The following is a 16,636-nucleotide window of genomic DNA, read 5'->3' as shown; positions in this document are numbered from 1 at the left end:
CTGGGCCATCGCCGCCCTCACCGCCGCATCAGGGCTACTCGTCGCGGTCCGCATGTACGAAACCCACCCAAGGACGTGACCCCACGGGGTGCTCCAAGGCCCAGCCGGGCGCGCTTACCCGGGGGCGTGGTGTGTTGACTGCACCGCTACCCGATCTTCGCGATCACTGACTCCAGACCAACGGGACGCAGTCGCGATGCTGTCGGGACAGGCAATCCGGACGGATCGTTTTCAGTTCGGGCCGTTTTCAGTTCGGACGGCTTCAGGCCCAGCACCCTCGCCGGCTCCCCGCTTGCGTACCAGTGCCGAAACGAGCAGCCCCGCGAAGGTGATCTCGCCCTCCAGCACCTGACGACGACCAAACGGCACTCGCCAGAACACCTCAGACCTGGCACAGACGGGGTCGCGGACCGCTACCGACCCCCCGCGTCCCCTGCACGTCCCCTCGATCTTGAATTCAAATCCTCATGCCGCTTCCGTTCCGGCCATGCAGGGGCGCGCTCCCGCCGTGAGACGGCAACGGAGCCGGCTCAGGGGGCCATCGTTTTCGCAGGTCATTGACGTGCTCTCGCCGGTAGTCGCCGAGCGGGTTAGCTTCGAAGAAGCGGCAAGGTCCGACAGCGGGCAGGGGGCCGATTCCATGACCGTTCTGTGGGGAGTCTCCTTCGACGCCACTCCGATTTCCGGCGTGGTGGTGGAGTTCGTGAAGACCGCGCTAGCGTTCCGGGACCAGGGCTATCGCGTGCATCTCGACCTCGGTTACGACATCAAGGCTGACAAGAATTCTTTCTTCAGGCCGTACACCGACGAAGCCGCGCTGCTCCCGGACTGGGTCCGACTCGACCGGATCGACGGCATCGGTGAGATCCCGGGCTACGACCAATCGTTCGTTGCCGCCGTCCTGCACGAGTACATTCAGGACGGCCTGGGCGAGCAACTGCTGCCGCGGGTGGACGCCGTCGCCGAGGCGCTGAGTCAGCGGATCGTGGAGCACTGGCAGCGCCTCGACGTGTCCTTCGTGATGGTCGAAAACGGCACTCTGCCGGAGAACATCGTGTACACGAAGGCGCTCTACCGCGCCATCGAGCACTACGGGCGGTGGAATAAGCTGGGCCGCTTCGTACTGTGGCGCGATCACGATCTGATGTGGCAGAGCGAGCCGGGAATCAAGAAGTACGGTGATTTTCCGTACTCGCGCACTGTGGCTCCTGTGAACTCACCACACATCTACTATGTCGTGCCGCACGAGGAGGCACGGCGTAAGACTCTTGAGTGGGTGCCAGGCTTGGAGAAGATCGGTGTCTTCCCCAATAGCTTCACACACGTGCCGGCAGTCGTTGACCAGTACAACGCCGGTTTTCGCCGCGAGCACGGAATCCCAGAGGATGCCGTGCTCATCGCCCGTTGTACCAGGATCATCCCGCCGAAGCGGATCGACCGGGACATACACCTGGTGGCCAAGCTCGCGGACCTCGCGGACGTCTATCTCTTCGTTGCCGGCGACACCTCAGAATCGCCGGAGGAGCACGCGAAGCTCATCCGTCTCGCCGAGACGCTCGGAGTGCGCGATCGGGTCGTTTTCGGCGGTTGGCTGGCGCCGCACGAAGCCCATGTCGGATGCCCGTCCGGGCGCGGATACTCGGTGCGGGACTTGCTCGCCCACGCCAACGTGATGTCGTTCCTCACCTCCTATGACTACGAAAGCTTTGGGAACCCGATAGGGGAGGCGATCGCCTCGCGCGTCCCCTACATCGCCAGTCGCTACGCCCTGTACGACACGGTGTACGGCGACAAGGGCTTCCGCGCCCCCATCATGGAACTCAGCACAAATGATCTGCCCACTCAGTCATTTGTTGACAGTGTGGCCGAGTTGGTACTGGACGAGCAGGCGAGCGAGGAGACGGCGGAGTTCAACTACCGTCTCGGCAAGGACCAGTTCGATACCTCCCGTGTCGATGAGGTGCTGGCCGAGCTTCTCCCGGCCCCGATGGATGAGCGGACACGGCTCAGCGTCGTACTGCCGGTCTACAACGAAGCGGAGAATCTGCCTGCCGTGCTGAGCTCACTCCACGAACAGCGTGGTGCACATGGGCCGCTCGATAAGACGCTGTACGAGATTGTGTTGGTGGACAACAACTCCACCGACGACACAGTGAAGATCGCGCACCGATTCGCCGCCGACCACCCCGATCTGGCGATCCACGTCGTCCCGGAACACGAGCAGGGCGTCGCCTGCGCACGGAAGAAGGGCATGGACTTCGCGTCGGTGCGCAGCAGAAGACGCGGGCGCCGCGCCGCCGAGGAGAGGTTCTACCTCGTCTCAACCGACGCCGACTGCCAGGTGGATGAGTATTGGTTGTGGGAACTGTTCACCGCTATGGAGTCGAGCAAGGCCGCCATCGGTGTCTGCAACTACTACTACGCCGCCGAGCACTTCACCCACCGACCACGGCTGTGGACAGCTATCCAGCGCACGCTGCGCTGCCGAGCCGTGACCTTCGGGCTGTTCGGCGGTTTCCCGGACGGCAAGGGATTTGCGGTCGACAGGGACGCCTACGAGAAGGTCGGCGGTATCGAGATCGTCTACCAATTGCAGGACGGGTGTTTCGTGAACCACCTTTCCGACGATTGGGACTTCGGGATTCGGGTTCGCAACTCCGGGGAGGACATCACCTATGTTCCCACGTCACGAGTTCAAATCAATCCGCGGAGGGTCAATCACGCCATCGATGAGGTGATCACCGGTCGGGCGTACGGATCCGACGGGATCATCGTCATGCGGGACATCCGGGTACAGGACCCAACGCTGGACCGCGAAAAAGATCTCACTGAGGACGAAGCGCAACAAGCGTGGGGTTTCTCCGTCAAAGACTTCACGCCGAAGAACACCATCCTCCCGGTGCTGCTGACCCCGTCCCTTCTCGACAACGACGCAGTCATCCAGTTCTTCGGACCCTCTCTCGCCCATCGGCTTGGGCACCGGATCTCGCAGATCAAGGACGAAATGCGGCTGATTGACTTCGCCGCGATCCACTCCTACAAGACCCCGTCCTACCGGTTGTACTTCGAGTTCGCCGACGAGCTGTTCGCCAGGCTGCGCGCCACTGTGGGTGAGGACATCGGCTATCCGCCACCGCTGCCGGCTTGCCTACGCGAGGTGCCGCCCGAGCGGCTCTCCGAGTTTGTCAGGCACTTCTGCGAGGACAGGGAATCCGGCGAGGCACACAACTACTTCGGCAATGGAGGGGTGTTCTGATGAGCCTGAGCAATGGACAGGCTGTGGCCTCTCTGTATGAGGTTGATCCGCGATACCCGGTGCCTTCGGTGCTGGAGGTGCTGGCTGCCCCAGCGAATCGACACCTGCTCGAATACGTGACGGAGGATCCCTTCGGCGCCCACGTGTTCCCTGGCAACATCCCGGACTATTCACCGTCGGACTTCCTGACCGATCTCGACCGGCAACTCGCCTCGACTGCGCCTTTCCACCTGTGGTCTTACATCCCCACCTGCGCGTACCGGTGCCGGTTCTGCCAGTACCCAGTGGTGTTGGTCAAGGGAAGGCCGGATGCTACCGAACGCAAGGCCAGCCAATGGGTCGACTGGAACATCCGTGAAGCTGAAATGTGGCTGCGTGAGGTACCCCATCTTGGGTCAGCGCCAATCGGCGAGTTCAACGTCTTCGGCGGCACTCCATCGTTGCTCCCACCGCGCGCTATCCGACGATTGCTCCGCTTCTATCGCGAGAATTTCAACTTCACGCCGGACACGGCCATCCGCTTCGAGGGGGATCCGAGCACCTTCACCGTCGAGAAATTGGAACTGCTGGCCGAACTGGGCTGCACCAAACTGTCCAGCGGGGTGCAGTCGTTCGACGACCTGGTGCTCCAGCAGTGTGGCCGCGAGCACACCTCGCAGATGTGTGTGGACTTCATTGGCAACGCACAACGCGTCGGCTTCGAGTGGATCAGCATCGACCTCATGTACGGGCTGCTTGACCAAAGCGTCGACAGCGTCCGCAGGGACCTCGACATCGTCGCTGAGTACGATCTGACGGCCGTGGTGTGCGCCAAGCTGCATCTGAAGTCCTTCAGCGACACCAGAACCGGAGTGTCCGGGGAGAAGCCTGCGGCCTGGCAACTGCCCGCCTACCGGAGCAAGCTGGCCGAAACCGGCCATCGCTGGCCATCCCTCGGAGAGCAGTACCAGATGCGCGAGGTCCTCACCGAGGGCCTGACCCGCGGAGGCTTCTGTGAGCACCCCACTATGTACTTCGCGCGAAATGGCCTCGGCCCGGAAAAGTGGAAGTCCATCATGGTCGACCAAGACAGGCAGGAAGCCGAAGTCGCGATCGGACTGGGTGGTAGTTCCAGTTGCCAGACGTCGGAGGCGATCGCCATTGTGAACCCGAAGACGTACTCCGCCGCGTTGGAGGCCGGCCGACTTCCGCTGGAGTCAGCGACACGGTTCTCCGAAGACGCTCAAGAGGCCAGGTCGATCAAGATGGCGCTATCGTCCCTACAGCCACTGCGAGACGAGCTTCACCAGCGGCGTTTCAGCGGACGGTCCCTGCTGGATGAGCCGTGGCGGCACATATTTCGTTCACTGGAGGAACGCGGCCTGACTGCCGTAGACGACCGGGCCAAGGAGATCAACATGACGCCGGAGGGCAAAGTCCTGATCGAGGCGATCATCAACACCGAGCTCTGACGTTCTGGGTCCCCCGCGTCGTGGTTTGCACCGCATGTGACTCTTCTCCAGAGGAATGGAGGAGGTGAGTCGGGACGGCCCCAAGGGCTCACAGAGAATCAACGCCAACGTAAGCCCGACGGCCCCCGCGGTCGAGGACCCACGGGCCCCGCCACTGCTTGGCTGGATCGTCGAGGACACCCAGCGGCACCCGCATGGCTCCCGGTCGGTGACTGAGATGAAGCCCGCGCTCCGACGCCTGGACGCGCTCGGCCGCAGCATCGAGCGATACGGCATCGGGCAGTGGCGGAAGCCATATGCGCGCACGGGATCGGCGGCCGCGCGGAGCTGATCGACGACTCCGGCAGCGGCGGCAACAGGAACGCGGTACGCAGGCCCAGCCTGTACGAGGGATACGTGTCCAGCCCCGGCAGTCACGAAGCGGCCAGCCCTGGGAGCGACCCGGTTGCCGGTCGGCCGGCACGGTCCGGCCGAACCGGTCGCCCACCGTTTCCATACCACTGGTCGACCACCGCTGGACCCTGTCCGCCTAGCTTCTCCCGCAGCGGCTTCCGGGGTGGAGGCGGCGCTACTCGGTGCGGAGGAAGACCTGAGGTCAGGACAGGAGAAGACCATGCCCTTCGGTGAAGGAACCGCCCCCACTGGGGGGTTCGCCCTGCAGCCGCTGGTGCGGCTGGTGCTGTCCGCGCACGGCGCCGGAGACTGGGAGGTGACCGAGAAGGACATCTGGTGCCGGGTGAGCCCGCCGGACAGTCCATCCCGCGTCCAGGGATGGAAGTTGCACATCTCGGCCACCCCACTGTCCGCCCCCACGACGCTGCACAGGTCGGCGCAGGTGCTGATACATCGCGGGTGCGCGTTCAAGTTCGCGGCCCGCACCGAATACGTCGAGACCCTGACATCCAGCCGCAGCGACCGCGCGCAGTGCGGCAAGTTCATCACCGCCTATCCGGACGACGATCACTTCTGGGACCTGGCGAAGGCGCTGGACGAGGCGACGGCCGGGCTGCCCGGCCCGGCGATCCTGTCGGACCGGCCGTACCGCAGGGGGAGCGTGGTCCACTACCGCTACGGCGCGTTCCGGGGGGTGCCCCACTGGAGCAACGACGGTGTGCTGGAGGCGCGCCTGCGCGCGCCCGACGGCACCGTCGTCAAGGACGAGCGCAAGCCGTGGTTCTGTCCGCCTCCGTGGGCGAAGCTGCCTCCCACGGAGGCGAATTCGGGGGCAGAAGGCGGACCGCCCCCGCAGCTGCTCCTCCGCGACAGGTACCTGGTCCGTTCGGCGATCCGGCACTCCGCACGGGGCGGTGTGTATCGCGCGGTCGACCGTGAGACGAGGCGGGATGTCGTCGTCAAACAGGCGCGCGCCCATGTCGGTGCGGGATTCACCGGTCGCGACGCACGGGACGGGCTGCGCGATGAGGCGGCGGCGCTGGCCACGCTGCACGGCCTGAGCGCCGACCTGGTGGAGCTGTTCGAGCAGGACGATCACGTCTTCCTTGTGGAGACGGAGATCCCTGGTGTCACGCTGGACCGTTGGGTGCGGGCGGAGTTCCGCGCGCTGGGCGCCGGTGACCTCGGTCTGTACACGGACCGGGTCGTCGTTCTGGCGGCGGGGCTGGCCGCTCTGCTGAGTGAGGTCCACGGCCGGGGGCTGGTGTACCGGGATCTCAGCCCGGCAAACGTCATGGTGACCCTCGGGGACCGGCTGCGGCTGATCGACCCGGAATGCGTCGCACGGGCCGGGCAGTGGGGTCATCGTGTCCACACGCCGGGTTACGGCGCACCGGAGTACGCGTCCGGGCCCAAGTACGGTCCGGCGCCGGAGCAGACCGCCGATCTGTTCTCCCTCGGGGCGATGCTGTTCTACCTCGCGACCGGCATCGACCCCGCCTTCGCGTCCGTCCCGGCGGATCCCCGACCGCCTGTCGAACGGCTGAACCGCGTGCTCGGCCCGGTCGGCCTGCGCAGCCGCTCCGCGCGGCTGCTGGCGCCGGCGATACGCGGCCTGTGCGCGCAGGAACCCGTGAGGCGCTGGTCGCTGGGACAGCTCAGAGAGTTCCTCGCCGATCCGGCGCCCCCGCCGGCCGCGGCCGCCGCCACCTCGTCGGCAGGGCTTGAGGGCACGCTGCAGGAACGGCTGATCGACGACTGCCTCGCTCATGTTCTCGTCACCATGAGGGAGCGCGACGCCGACCGCCTGTGGCCCGTGGCGCCGTCCGGTACGGGCACGGACCCGTGCAACGTCCAGCACGGTGCGGCAGGCGTACTTGGTGTGTTCACCCGCGCAGACGAGGTGCTGGGGCGCCACGACCTGCGTACGGCGGTCGCTCATGTGGCGTCCTGGATCGACGCACGCCGTGCAGACGTGCCCGCGGTGCTGCCCGGTCTCCACTTCGGCGGGGCCGGAATCGCGTGGACACTCCACGACGCCGCCCGACATCTGGGCGATGACGAACTCGCCGAGCACGCGGCGCGGCTCGCGCTGGCACTGCCGGTGCGCTGGCCCAACCCGGACGTGTTCCACGGCGCCGCCGGCGCCGGCCTGACCCAGCTGCGCTTCTGGCAGCTGACCGGGCGGCCGGAGTTCCTCGACCGGGCCATCGACTGCGCCGACGGCCTGGTCGCCGCCGCCGAGCACGCCGACGACGGTGTGTCCTGGCGGATACCGCCCGACTTCGATTCCGTACTGGCGGGGGTCACGCATCTGGGCTTCGCGCACGGAGTCGCCGGAATCGGCTCGTTCCTGGTGAGCGCCGCCACGTCAACCGGCCGGGGGGACTACCTCGACCTGGCACACGCCGCCGGCCGGACCCTGGTCAACGCGGCCGAGCGCGGCCCCTGGGGAGCGCGCTGGCGCACCGACCGTACGGGCAAGGACGGCGAGGGCATGCTGCACCATCTCTGCAACGGCGCGTCCGGGGTCGGCACATTCCTGGTGCGGCTGTGGACTGCCACCGGTGACCCGTCGGCCCGAGAACTGGCCGAGGAGGCAGCCAGCGCGGTCCACCGGGCCCGGTGGACCGCGGGATCCTCGGTCTGCCACGGGCTGGCCGGTGACGGCGAGTTCCTTCTCGACATGGCGCAGGCGTTCGGCGGGCCCTACCAGGACTGGGCCGAGGAGTTGGCCGGGTGCCTGTACGCCAAGCACACCGTGCGCAACGGGCGGATGGTCGTACCGGACGAATCGGGCACGCACGTTCGCGCCGCCTTCGGCGTGGGTCTCACCGGTGTGATCGGGTTTCTGCTCCGTCTCCGGTACGGCGGGCCTCGGTTACTCATGGCCGACACCGACCGGCCGCGGGCCACGACGGGCCCACCGAAGGCCGCGCCTCGTGGGGGCGCACTGACCCCCGGCTCCGCACAGCACGGACGCCCGGGTTCGAGGAACAACCATCAGGAGGAAACACCATGGAACTGACCTTCGACGCACTGCAGATGCTCACAGCGGAGGAAGAACAGCCACACGGAGCCGATCCGGCGATGTGCTACAGCATCATCTCGTGCTGGTTCTCCACAGATCCCGATGTCGACGGCGGTCGGCGGGAAGCGGCAATGGCGGCCGCGTCGACCTTCTGACGGCGTCCCGGACAGCCGAGGCCGGCGGACACCGGCCCATGGTGGGCGGCCACCGACCACGACGGTCGGTGGCCGCCCGGCCCGCTCACGGCCGTCGACCGGCGGTCAGTCCCCCGAACCGGTGCCTTCGTCGGCCTGGTGGAGCCGGACGTTGGCCGCGGAGAGGTAGAGCGCGCTCTTCAGCTGAAAGGGCGTCATGCGGGGGTATCTGGAAAGGATCCGGGCGCACCGCCCGGCGATGAACGGCGACGCGAAGCTGTTGCCGGTCGCGCGCACGGTCGCGCCGCCGAGCCAGGCGACCTCGACGTTCCGCCCAGGGGCGAAGAACTCCACCGGGGGCCGGGGGTTGTACAGGTAGAGGTCGGGATCGTCCTCGTGGTGACTGCCGACCGACACGACCGATGCGAACCGCCAGGGGAAACTCTCCACCGGGGTGTTGTGCGCCGAGGCAACGATCACCGTGCGGTTGAAGTACGCCTCGTCGGCCAGGGCGTGGAGTTCCTCGGCGAACCGTGTCCTGGTGGTGGACAGGCTGAGGTTCACCACGTCGAAGCCCTGTCGCACGGCCCAGCGCAGTCCGGCGAGCAGGACCTCGCCGGTGCCGGCGGACCGTTCGTCCAGAACGCGGACGCTGTGCAGCTCGCAGCCCGGTGCGATCCGGCGGATGATGCCCGCGCAGGCCGTGCCGTGGCCGCAGGTGTCGCCCGTGTCGGTCTCCCGAACCCGGACACCGGTGCCGTCCTTCACGACGGCCCAGGAGCCGTCGACCTGCCCGACCAGAGGGTGGTCGCCTTCCACACCGGAGTCGAGCAGGCAGACACGTGTCCCGTGCCCGGTGCCGACGTCGGGCTCCACGGCGGGCGCGGGCTCGCCGTCCGCCATAACTTGTATGTCCTCGGGGCGTCTGCCCCGCAGGCTCCAGGTCAGCCCGCTGGTCGGCGCGGTCGCGGCGGTCGTCATCGTGCTGCTTCCTCTCTCCCCGCGCGGACGGCAAGGCCGTTCGCGCGAGCGCGCGGGCCATGGCGACCCACAGTGTCCGTGCAGGCGGGTTCGGATCCGGTCGGACTGCGGTTCACAACCGGCATGTCCGCTGCTTGCACCGGGCGGCCCGCTCTCCTTGCCGGCCGACGGGGAGCTGATCCGGTGGTGCCGCGCGGCCGCGCCCTTCCGCTGAGTTGCCGGAACACCGTTCCCATACCGCTGCTCGGACGGTGTCGAACTCCCCCCGCATAGCTTCCAGTTCGCCGGGCCGCTCGAGTGCCGTCCGGTACCTCGGCGCCGGTCGGCTCTGCCCGTGACCTGAGCCGTCCGCGCCGAGCGTGTACATCCCGATTCCCCATGTGAGGAGATCACCGTGGCCGACAACGCCGAGCACACCGCCGACCCGATCGAGGACGCCCCCGAGGTTGAGGCGCACGGCTCCGTCCTGGAGCTGCAGAACCTGTCCGTCCGTGAGCCCGAGGGCGGCGAGCTGGCCGAGTGGAGCACGTACAGCATCAGCTGCCAGAACACCAAGGCCAAGGTCTGACCTGACGCGACCGGCATCCGCCGGGCGGGGGATCCCTCGCCCGGCCGCGCGAGGCGCCGTGCAGCGGCGCCGGATGCCACCCGAACCCGTCCCTTCCCGACACGAGGAGATCACCGTGGCCGACAACGCCGAGCACACCGCCCGACTGACCGAGGACGCCCCCGAGGTCGAGGCGCACGGCTCCGTCCTGGAGCTGCAGAACCTGTCCGTCCGTGAGCCCGAAGGCAGCGAGCTGGCCGACTGGAGCACCGCCAGCATCGACTGCGGCAACACCAAGGCCAAGGTCTGACCTAACGCGGGCCGGCATCCCCCGGGTGCCGGCCCGCGGACCCTTACGTCCACTTTCCGACACAAGGAGATCACCGTGGCCGACAACGCCGAGCCCACCGCCCGACTGACCGAGGACGCCCCCGAGGTCGAGGCGCACGGCTCCGTCCTGGAGCTGCAGAACCTGCCCGTCCGCGAGCCCGAAGGCAGCGAGCCCGCCGGCTGGAGCCTCACCAGCGTCACCTGCGAGAACCAGACCAACAAGCCGGTCTGACGTGACCAGTGGCCGGCATCCCCCCGGGTGCCGGCCACACCCTTACCGCTCCCTGCAAAGACCTGGAAGGACACCGTGAACGGCAGTCCGCCCGTCCCTCTCCACCGCAACCGTGACTACCGGCGCCTGTGGGCGGCCCACGCGCTGTCCGCCTTCGGCTCCCAGGCCACATTCATCGCCCTCCCGCTGGTCCTGCTGACGGCCACTCACTCAGTCACCGACTTCGGCATCGTGACCTTCGTGGAGATCGGCTCGTCCGTGTTCCTGGGACTGCCGGCCGGGGTGCTCGTGGACCGGATCCCGCACAAGAGGCTGCTGCTGTGTTGCGATCTGGGGCGCGCCTGCGCGTTCGGGCTCTTCGCCCTGGCTGTGGTGTCGCACCAGGTCTCACTGCCGCTCGCCGTTCTGCTCGCCGTCGTCAACAGCGTGCTCGGCGCACCATTCGGTCCTGCCGCGTCGGCCGCGCTGCGCGACGTCGTACCACCATCCCAGCTCACCAGCGCGCTCTCGTTCAGCCAGGCGCGCGCCGCCACCGTGACCCTGGCCGGACCGCTGGTCGGCGCGGCGCTCTACGCCGTCACACCAGTCCTCCCGTTCATCGTCGACGGGCTCTCCTACCTCGCCTCGGCCGCCTGCGTCGCGTCCGTCCGGCTCCCGGCCCGGGCCCCGGAAGCAGCCCGTACGGCAGCGGCTCCGCGCTTCCTGCGTGATCTGACGACCGGGGTCCACGAGGTACGGCGCAGCCCCTTCCTGCGCTACACCCTGGTCAACGCAGCCGTGGTGAACTTCGCCTTCCACGGCATCGTCCTCGTGCTGATCGCCCAGGGCGCCGGCGGCGACGACGGGTCGGCCGGCTTCCACAATGGCGCGATCATCGCGATATCGGGCGTCGGTAACCTGGTCGGATCGCTGTGCGCCACATGGGCGGGCCGCGTGTTCTCCCCGCGCGCCCTGGTGCTTGTCATCGGGTGGACCACGGCCGTTCTGGTCCCCCTTCTGCCGCTCAGCGGCAGCGTCGCGTTCACCGGCCTGATCATCGGACTGTGCGGCCTCACGGCGCCGGCCGCCAACGTGGTGATCTCCGCGGCCCGCCTGCACTCGGTCCCGAAGCACCTTCAGGGACGGGTGCAGACGGCATGCGACCTCATCCCCGCACTGATCGTCCCGTTCGGCCCGCTCACCGCGGGAGCACTGCTCGACCGCCTCCCGGCCGGCACGGTGCTTCTGCTGTACGGCGCCGTACTTGCGGTCCTCGCGGTCTTCAGCACCGCGAGCAGCGGCCTGCGCCGGATCCCCGACCTGCGGGAGACCCCGGCACCCGACCCCCGCCCGGTGCGTGCCCAGCCAGAGACGCACGCCTGACCTTGAGAGGACCCCATGGCGCACGACCACCATCGCTACGCCGATGCCGATCCGCACTTCTACGACCACCCCGCCGATCCCCCCGACGAGCAGAGGTACACGGCCGCGGACCGGACGGCCCCGGCCGGCTGGCGCCGCGAGGAGAGCAAGGCATGGGTGTATCTGCGGCCCGAGGGCCTCCGCCTGCCCGACCAGGGCTGGAAGATCCACGTGTCCGCGGCCCCCGGGAACGCCGCCGGGGTCATCGACGTCGTCAGCGCCTACTGCACAGGCGCCGGTGTCGCGTACAAGTTCCTGCCGAACCGCCGGATCCATCTGCTCACCAACAGCAAGTACGCCCGTCGCGGCAGCAGCGGCAAGCTGATGACCCTCTATCCGACGGACGACGGGTGTCTTGCCCGGACCCTGGAGGAGCTGGATCCGCTGCTCGCCGGGCAGCCGGGTCCGTACGTCCTCGGCGACCTGCGCTGGCGCGAGGGACCGCTCTACCTGCGGTACGGCGGTTTCCGAGAGCTCTGGTGCACACAGGAGACGGGCGAACGGGTGCTGGCCGTGGCCGAGCCGGACGGCACTTTCGTCCCCGACCGGCGCGACCCCGTCTTCCGCGTCCCCGAGTGGCTCACCCCGCCGGAGGCCGTCACCCGGCAGCTGCGTGCCGACGAGAAGGCCGACAGGGACGGCGGCCTTCCGTACCCCGTCGAGCGCGCGCTGCACTTCTCCAACGGCGGCGGGATCTACCTGGCCCATGACAGGGCTACCGGGAACGCGGTGGTGCTGCGCGAGGCCCGGCCGCTGGCCGGTCTGGACGGTTCCGGGGTCGACGCGGTGACCCGGCTGCGCAAGGAGGCACAGGTCCTGAAGGACCTGTCCGGTCTGGAGTTCGTCCCGGCGCTCCTCGACGAGTTCACGGCGTGGGAGCACGAGTTCCTCGTCGAGGAGTACATCGAGGGCGATACGCTCCGCCAGTTCACGGCCCGCAACAACCCGTTGGTCAGACCCGACCCCCAGCCGGCCGACATCGCCGCGTACACCGGTCAGGTCCTGGACATCGTCGACCAGCTGCAGCATGCCGTCGACGCCCTGCACGAACGCGGTCTCGTCTTCGGCGACCTGCACCCCTCCAATGTGCTGGTGCAGCCCGACGGTCGGGTCCGCCTGGTCGACTTCGAGGCCGCCCACCGTCCGGACGTCGATCCTCGCCCCGCCCTTCAGTGCCCGGGCTTCGTCGCACCCCATGCCGTCGAGGGCTTCGCCCGGGACCGGTACGCGCTGGACAGCATCAGGCTGACGCTCTTCCTGCCACTGACGGTTCTGCTCGACCTGGCTCCGGACAAGGTGGACGAGTTCGCCGACACCATCGCCGGGCTGTACCCCCTGCCGCCCGCCTATGTCAGCCGTGTCCGGGCCGGTCTGCGCAGGCCCGACCGGCCGGAGCCCGAAGCGCCGTCGGCAGCCGGGCTGTTCACCGGAGCCCCGACCGAGGAACTCCGCGCGGCCCTGGCCAGGGCGATCACCGCATCGGCCACCCCCGGACGCGACGACCGGCTGTTCCCCGGCGATCCCGCCGGACTGCACGACGGCGGCTACACCCTCGCCCACGGCGCCGCCGGTGTCCTACACGCGCTGGCCACCACCGGACAGCCGGTGGACCCGGAACACACCGAGTGGCTGTGGCAGGCCGTCCGACGCGCCGCCGACCCCCGACCGGGCCTGTACAGCGGACTCCACGGAGCGGCGCTGGCGCTGGGCACCCTCGGCCGTGACGACCAGGCCCTGGAAGTGCTCGGGCGGGCCATCGACGCGACCGGCCCGGACACCCCCGCGTCACTCCACGGCGGGCTTGCCGGAGTCGGCCTGACGCTGCATCACTTCGTGGCGCTCACCGGCGACGGCGGTCTGCGCGACGAACTGGCAGCCGTCACCGAACGGCTCGCCGAGGTGCTCGCCGCCCCCGCGCCGGAGAAAGCCCGGGCCGGACTGATGCAAGGACCCACTGGGACGGCTGCGTTCTTCCTCCACCTGTACGAGACCGACCACGACCCAGCCTTCCTGGGACTCGCGCAGCAGGCCCTGCGCACCGATCTCCAGCGGTGCGCCACCAGCGATGAAGGCGCGGTCAACCTTCAGGACGGCAACCGGCTGCTGCCCTACATCGAACCGGGAAGCGCAGGCGTGGGCCTGGTCCTGGGGCACTATCTGCGGCACAGGTACGACGAGGAGTTCGCCACCGCCCTGCGGGGCATCCTGCGCGCCGCCCGAGGACAGCTCGTGACCTTCAGCGGCCTGTGGTCCGGCAGGGCCGGGCTGATGACCCTCCTGGCGCAGCACCCCGAGGACCAGGGCGCGGCCGCCGCGCTCACCCGCCACATCCGCCAACTGGCCTGGCACGCCATTCCCTACCGCGAAGGCATCGCCTTCCCCGGCGACCAGCTCTACCGGCTGTCGATGGACGTGGCGACCGGGACAGCGGGTGTACTGCTCGCCCTGCATGCGGCGAGCGGTGCCGCCCCCGTCGTCCTGCCCGGCCTTCCCGGCAGTACGGCGGCCGCGTCCCGACACTGAGCTGGGCGGGAGCCGTCGCCGGGAGGCACTCCTGGGCCGGTCACCACACCGGCCCAGGACCAGACCGTGTCTCGGGATCATCCCGGGGCTGCGGGGCTCGGCACACTCTGTCGGGCTCTTCGAGCAGCGCGCACCCCAAACCCAGGCTCTTCGAGCAGGGGGACTCGCAGCCGCGTTCGCCGGCTGCCGACTTCCCCCTCGGCTGCACTCGAGCAGGAGGTGCCGCTTCGCCCCGCTCACCCGCGTGCGTCACGCGCCGCACTTCCGGGTCAGGCTGATCCGGAAGGCACCGTCTACACCTGCTCCGCCCCCGCAGTTCGGACGGCCATCTCATTGACGTAGAGATGGGTCAGGTACGACACGGCGTACAGCGCATCGGACGCAGTCATCTCGCCCGCGGGCGGAGCGACCGCTCCCACCTCGATCAGGCGCTCTATCGTCCGCAGGGCCACCCTCTCCGCACAGCCGAGCGCCGAGGCCGCCTCCTGCAGGGTGAACAGCGGAGGCAGCGGTCCGAGGCGGAGCAGGGCGGAGCGGCTCGAGTCATCCAAATGCTGCCACTGGTCGGCGACATGACGCCGCACGGCGATGTCGCCCACGGAGAGCTCGTCCAGCGCGGTCGCGGGGTCGGAGAACCGGGCCGCGTACTCGCTGAGCGGCAGATGGCGCAGCACCGCCAGTTTCAGGCCAGCGGCCCGGACCGCGAGCGGCAGCATGCCGCAGGCTGCCACGATCCGCTCGGCGGCGGCCGGATCGGATCGCATCCTGCCCAGGCCGATGATCCGGCCGAGCAGCTCCAGTGCCTCCGCCATCGCGTACGGCGGCACCTCCACCCGCACGACGGGAGCGAGCCCGGCGAGCTGGGTCCGCGCGGTCACGACGACCGACCCGCGACCGGTGCCGGGCGCCAGCAGCCGGACGCAGTTCTCGTCGGTGGCGTCGTCGAGGACCAGCAGGGCCCTGTTGGCCGCCAGCCAGGCACGCCACAGCGCGGCGGCGCGCTTCGGGTCATCGGTCATCTGCTCTTGCATGCCCGCGAACGAGGTCAGTTCGGCGGTCAACGACGCGAGGGACCGGGGCCTGCCGTCGTCCCCCCGAAGCCGGACCAACACCTGACCATCGGGGAACTCGTCGTGCAGGCGGTGCGCAACATGGACCGCGAGTGCGGTCTTCCCGGCACCGGGCGGCCCGACGACGACAGCGACTCCGGTGCTGCTCGTGACGGCTTCGCGCAGTTCCCGTATCTGGATGCCGCGCCCGGTGAAGTCCGCAGTGTCCGGCGGCAGCAGGGTGGAGCTCCCGCGGTGCGCGGACGGGTGGGGACGGGCCGGCACGGTTCCGGGCGGACGGACGGTGCGTATTCTCCGATCGGTCAGGATCGAGTTGTACAGCGACTCCAGAGCCGGGCTCGGCGACAGACCCAGCTCGCGCGACAGCTGCTGCCGTAGCCCGTCATAGGCCGCCAGGGCCTCGGCGCGGCGCCCTAAATGGTGCAGGGCTGTCATCTGTGCGGCCCTCAGGCGCTCCCGTAACGGGTGCTCCTCCACCAGGTCGGCGACGGCCTCGGCGACCTCGCCGGCGTGGCCCAGCTCCAGTTCGGTCTCGGCCCAGTCCTCGCAGACCGCCAGGTAGCGGTTGACCAGGCGGTCGGCCTCCGCCTGGACGGGTCGGGAGTTCCCGAGTTCCGGCAGCGGAGGTCCGGCCCACAGCTCCCGTGCCTGCCGGAGCAGCCGGGCAGCCGAGTCCAGGTCACCGCCGTCGGTGGCTTCGCGCCCGGCCCGGACCAGGGCCCGGAACCCCAGGGAGTCGAGGTCGGCATCGGCCAGCTGGAGCAGGTAGCCCCCCGCGCGGTGGACGAGACGGTCCCCCATCCCGGCTTCGGCCAGGAGTTTGCGCAGCGCCGAGATGTACACCTGGAGGTTCTTGCGCGCGGTTCTGGGCGGCTCGTCGTCCCAAACCGCCTCGGTCAGCAGGTCGACCGACACCAGTGCGTTGGGGCGGCACAACAGCATGGCGAGAACAAGCTGCTGCTTGTGGGGGCCGAGCGGGAGCACACGGCCGTCGGCATCGGCGGACAGTGGTCCGAGGACACGGAACCGCACCGCTCCCGGCAGCGGCCCGCACCCGGGGCCCGACGCCTCAGGCATGGGCCGTGTCCGGAGTGACGCCGCCTCGTCCGTCCCACTGACCGGGGAAGTGACCGTAGTCCGTACGCCGTACCCGCGCCGGTCCTTCGCTCCGCTGGTCGTGCACGGCACATGGCTCAGCCATGGAGACTCCTTCCTGCCCCGCGTAAAGGCATGTCGGGAGCGGACGCTAGGAGCCATGATTGTGAAAATTCTGTGACCGGTCACCGC

12 protein-coding genes are annotated in these 16,636 nt (G+C 68.8%); 9 read left to right on the top strand and 3 right to left on the bottom strand.

From position 1 onward, the window contains the following. Window positions 1–562 precede the first annotated feature (562 nt). The 4 genes from OG729_RS37285 (at window position 563) to OG729_RS37270 (ending at window position 8,286) form a co-directional block, all read left to right on the top strand. Window positions 563–3,256, top strand: a complete 2,694-nt coding sequence (locus OG729_RS37285) for a glycosyltransferase (protein WP_405810498.1) — start codon at window positions 563–565, stop codon at window positions 3,254–3,256. Next, entirely contained in the window at window positions 3,256–4,707 is a 1,452-nt protein-coding gene (locus tag OG729_RS37280) for a radical SAM protein (protein ID WP_405810496.1), read from the top strand. The genes OG729_RS37285 and OG729_RS37280 overlap by 1 nt, the downstream gene beginning before the upstream one ends. A gap of 613 nt (window positions 4,708–5,320) precedes the next feature. After that, complete coding sequence (lanL, locus tag OG729_RS37275) at window positions 5,321–8,128, top strand: class IV lanthionine synthetase LanL (RefSeq protein WP_405810494.1); 2,808 nt, start codon at window positions 5,321–5,323, stop codon at window positions 8,126–8,128. Then, window positions 8,119–8,286 (top strand): ALQxL family class IV lanthipeptide, encoded by a 168-nt coding sequence (locus OG729_RS37270; protein ID WP_405810492.1) that lies wholly within the window; start codon window positions 8,119–8,121, stop codon window positions 8,284–8,286. Before lanL ends, OG729_RS37270 begins: the two co-directional genes overlap by 10 nt. Before the next feature lie 105 nt (window positions 8,287–8,391). Here OG729_RS37270 and OG729_RS37265 read toward each other — a convergent pair whose 3' ends face one another. After that, window positions 8,392–9,246, bottom strand: a complete 855-nt coding sequence (locus OG729_RS37265) for a S8 family peptidase (RefSeq protein WP_405810491.1) — start codon at window positions 9,244–9,246, stop codon at window positions 8,392–8,394. A 394-nt stretch (window positions 9,247–9,640) separates the two neighbouring features. On the opposite strand from OG729_RS37265, the gene OG729_RS37260 reads away from it, so the two are divergent. The 5 genes from OG729_RS37260 (at window position 9,641) to lanKC (ending at window position 14,279) form a co-directional block, all read left to right on the top strand. Continuing rightward, entirely contained in the window at window positions 9,641–9,814 is a 174-nt protein-coding gene (locus OG729_RS37260; protein WP_360876831.1) for a hypothetical protein, read from the top strand. A gap of 115 nt (window positions 9,815–9,929) precedes the next feature. Further along, window positions 9,930–10,103, top strand: a complete 174-nt coding sequence (locus tag OG729_RS37255; RefSeq protein WP_360876834.1) for a hypothetical protein — start codon at window positions 9,930–9,932, stop codon at window positions 10,101–10,103. Between the two features lie 75 nt (window positions 10,104–10,178). Further along, a complete protein-coding gene (locus tag OG729_RS37250) occupies window positions 10,179–10,355 on the top strand; it encodes a hypothetical protein (RefSeq protein WP_405810489.1) in 177 nt (58 codons plus the stop codon). A gap of 75 nt (window positions 10,356–10,430) precedes the next feature. Next, window positions 10,431–11,717 (top strand): MFS transporter, encoded by a 1,287-nt coding sequence (locus OG729_RS37245; protein ID WP_405810487.1) that lies wholly within the window; start codon window positions 10,431–10,433, stop codon window positions 11,715–11,717. Window positions 11,718–11,732: 15 nt separating this feature from the next. Beyond that, on the top strand, window positions 11,733–14,279 hold the full coding sequence (gene lanKC / locus OG729_RS37240) for a class III lanthionine synthetase LanKC (protein WP_405810486.1): 2,547 nt from the start codon (window positions 11,733–11,735) through the stop codon (window positions 14,277–14,279). 293 nt (window positions 14,280–14,572) lie between these two features. Here the strand turns inward: lanKC and OG729_RS37235 are convergent, their stop codons facing one another. Next, entirely contained in the window at window positions 14,573–16,426 is a 1,854-nt protein-coding gene (locus OG729_RS37235) for a BTAD domain-containing putative transcriptional regulator (protein WP_405810485.1), read from the bottom strand. After that, complete coding sequence (locus tag OG729_RS37230; protein WP_405810483.1) at window positions 16,419–16,550, bottom strand: hypothetical protein; 132 nt, start codon at window positions 16,548–16,550, stop codon at window positions 16,419–16,421. The genes OG729_RS37235 and OG729_RS37230 overlap by 8 nt, the downstream gene beginning before the upstream one ends. Window positions 16,551–16,636: the final 86 nt, after the last annotated feature.

It is taken from the genome of Streptomyces sp. NBC_00210 (assembly GCF_045160975.1).
GTDB lineage: Bacteria > Actinomycetota > Actinomycetes > Streptomycetales > Streptomycetaceae > Streptomyces.
This window is presented reverse-complemented; position numbering and strand designations above follow the sequence as displayed.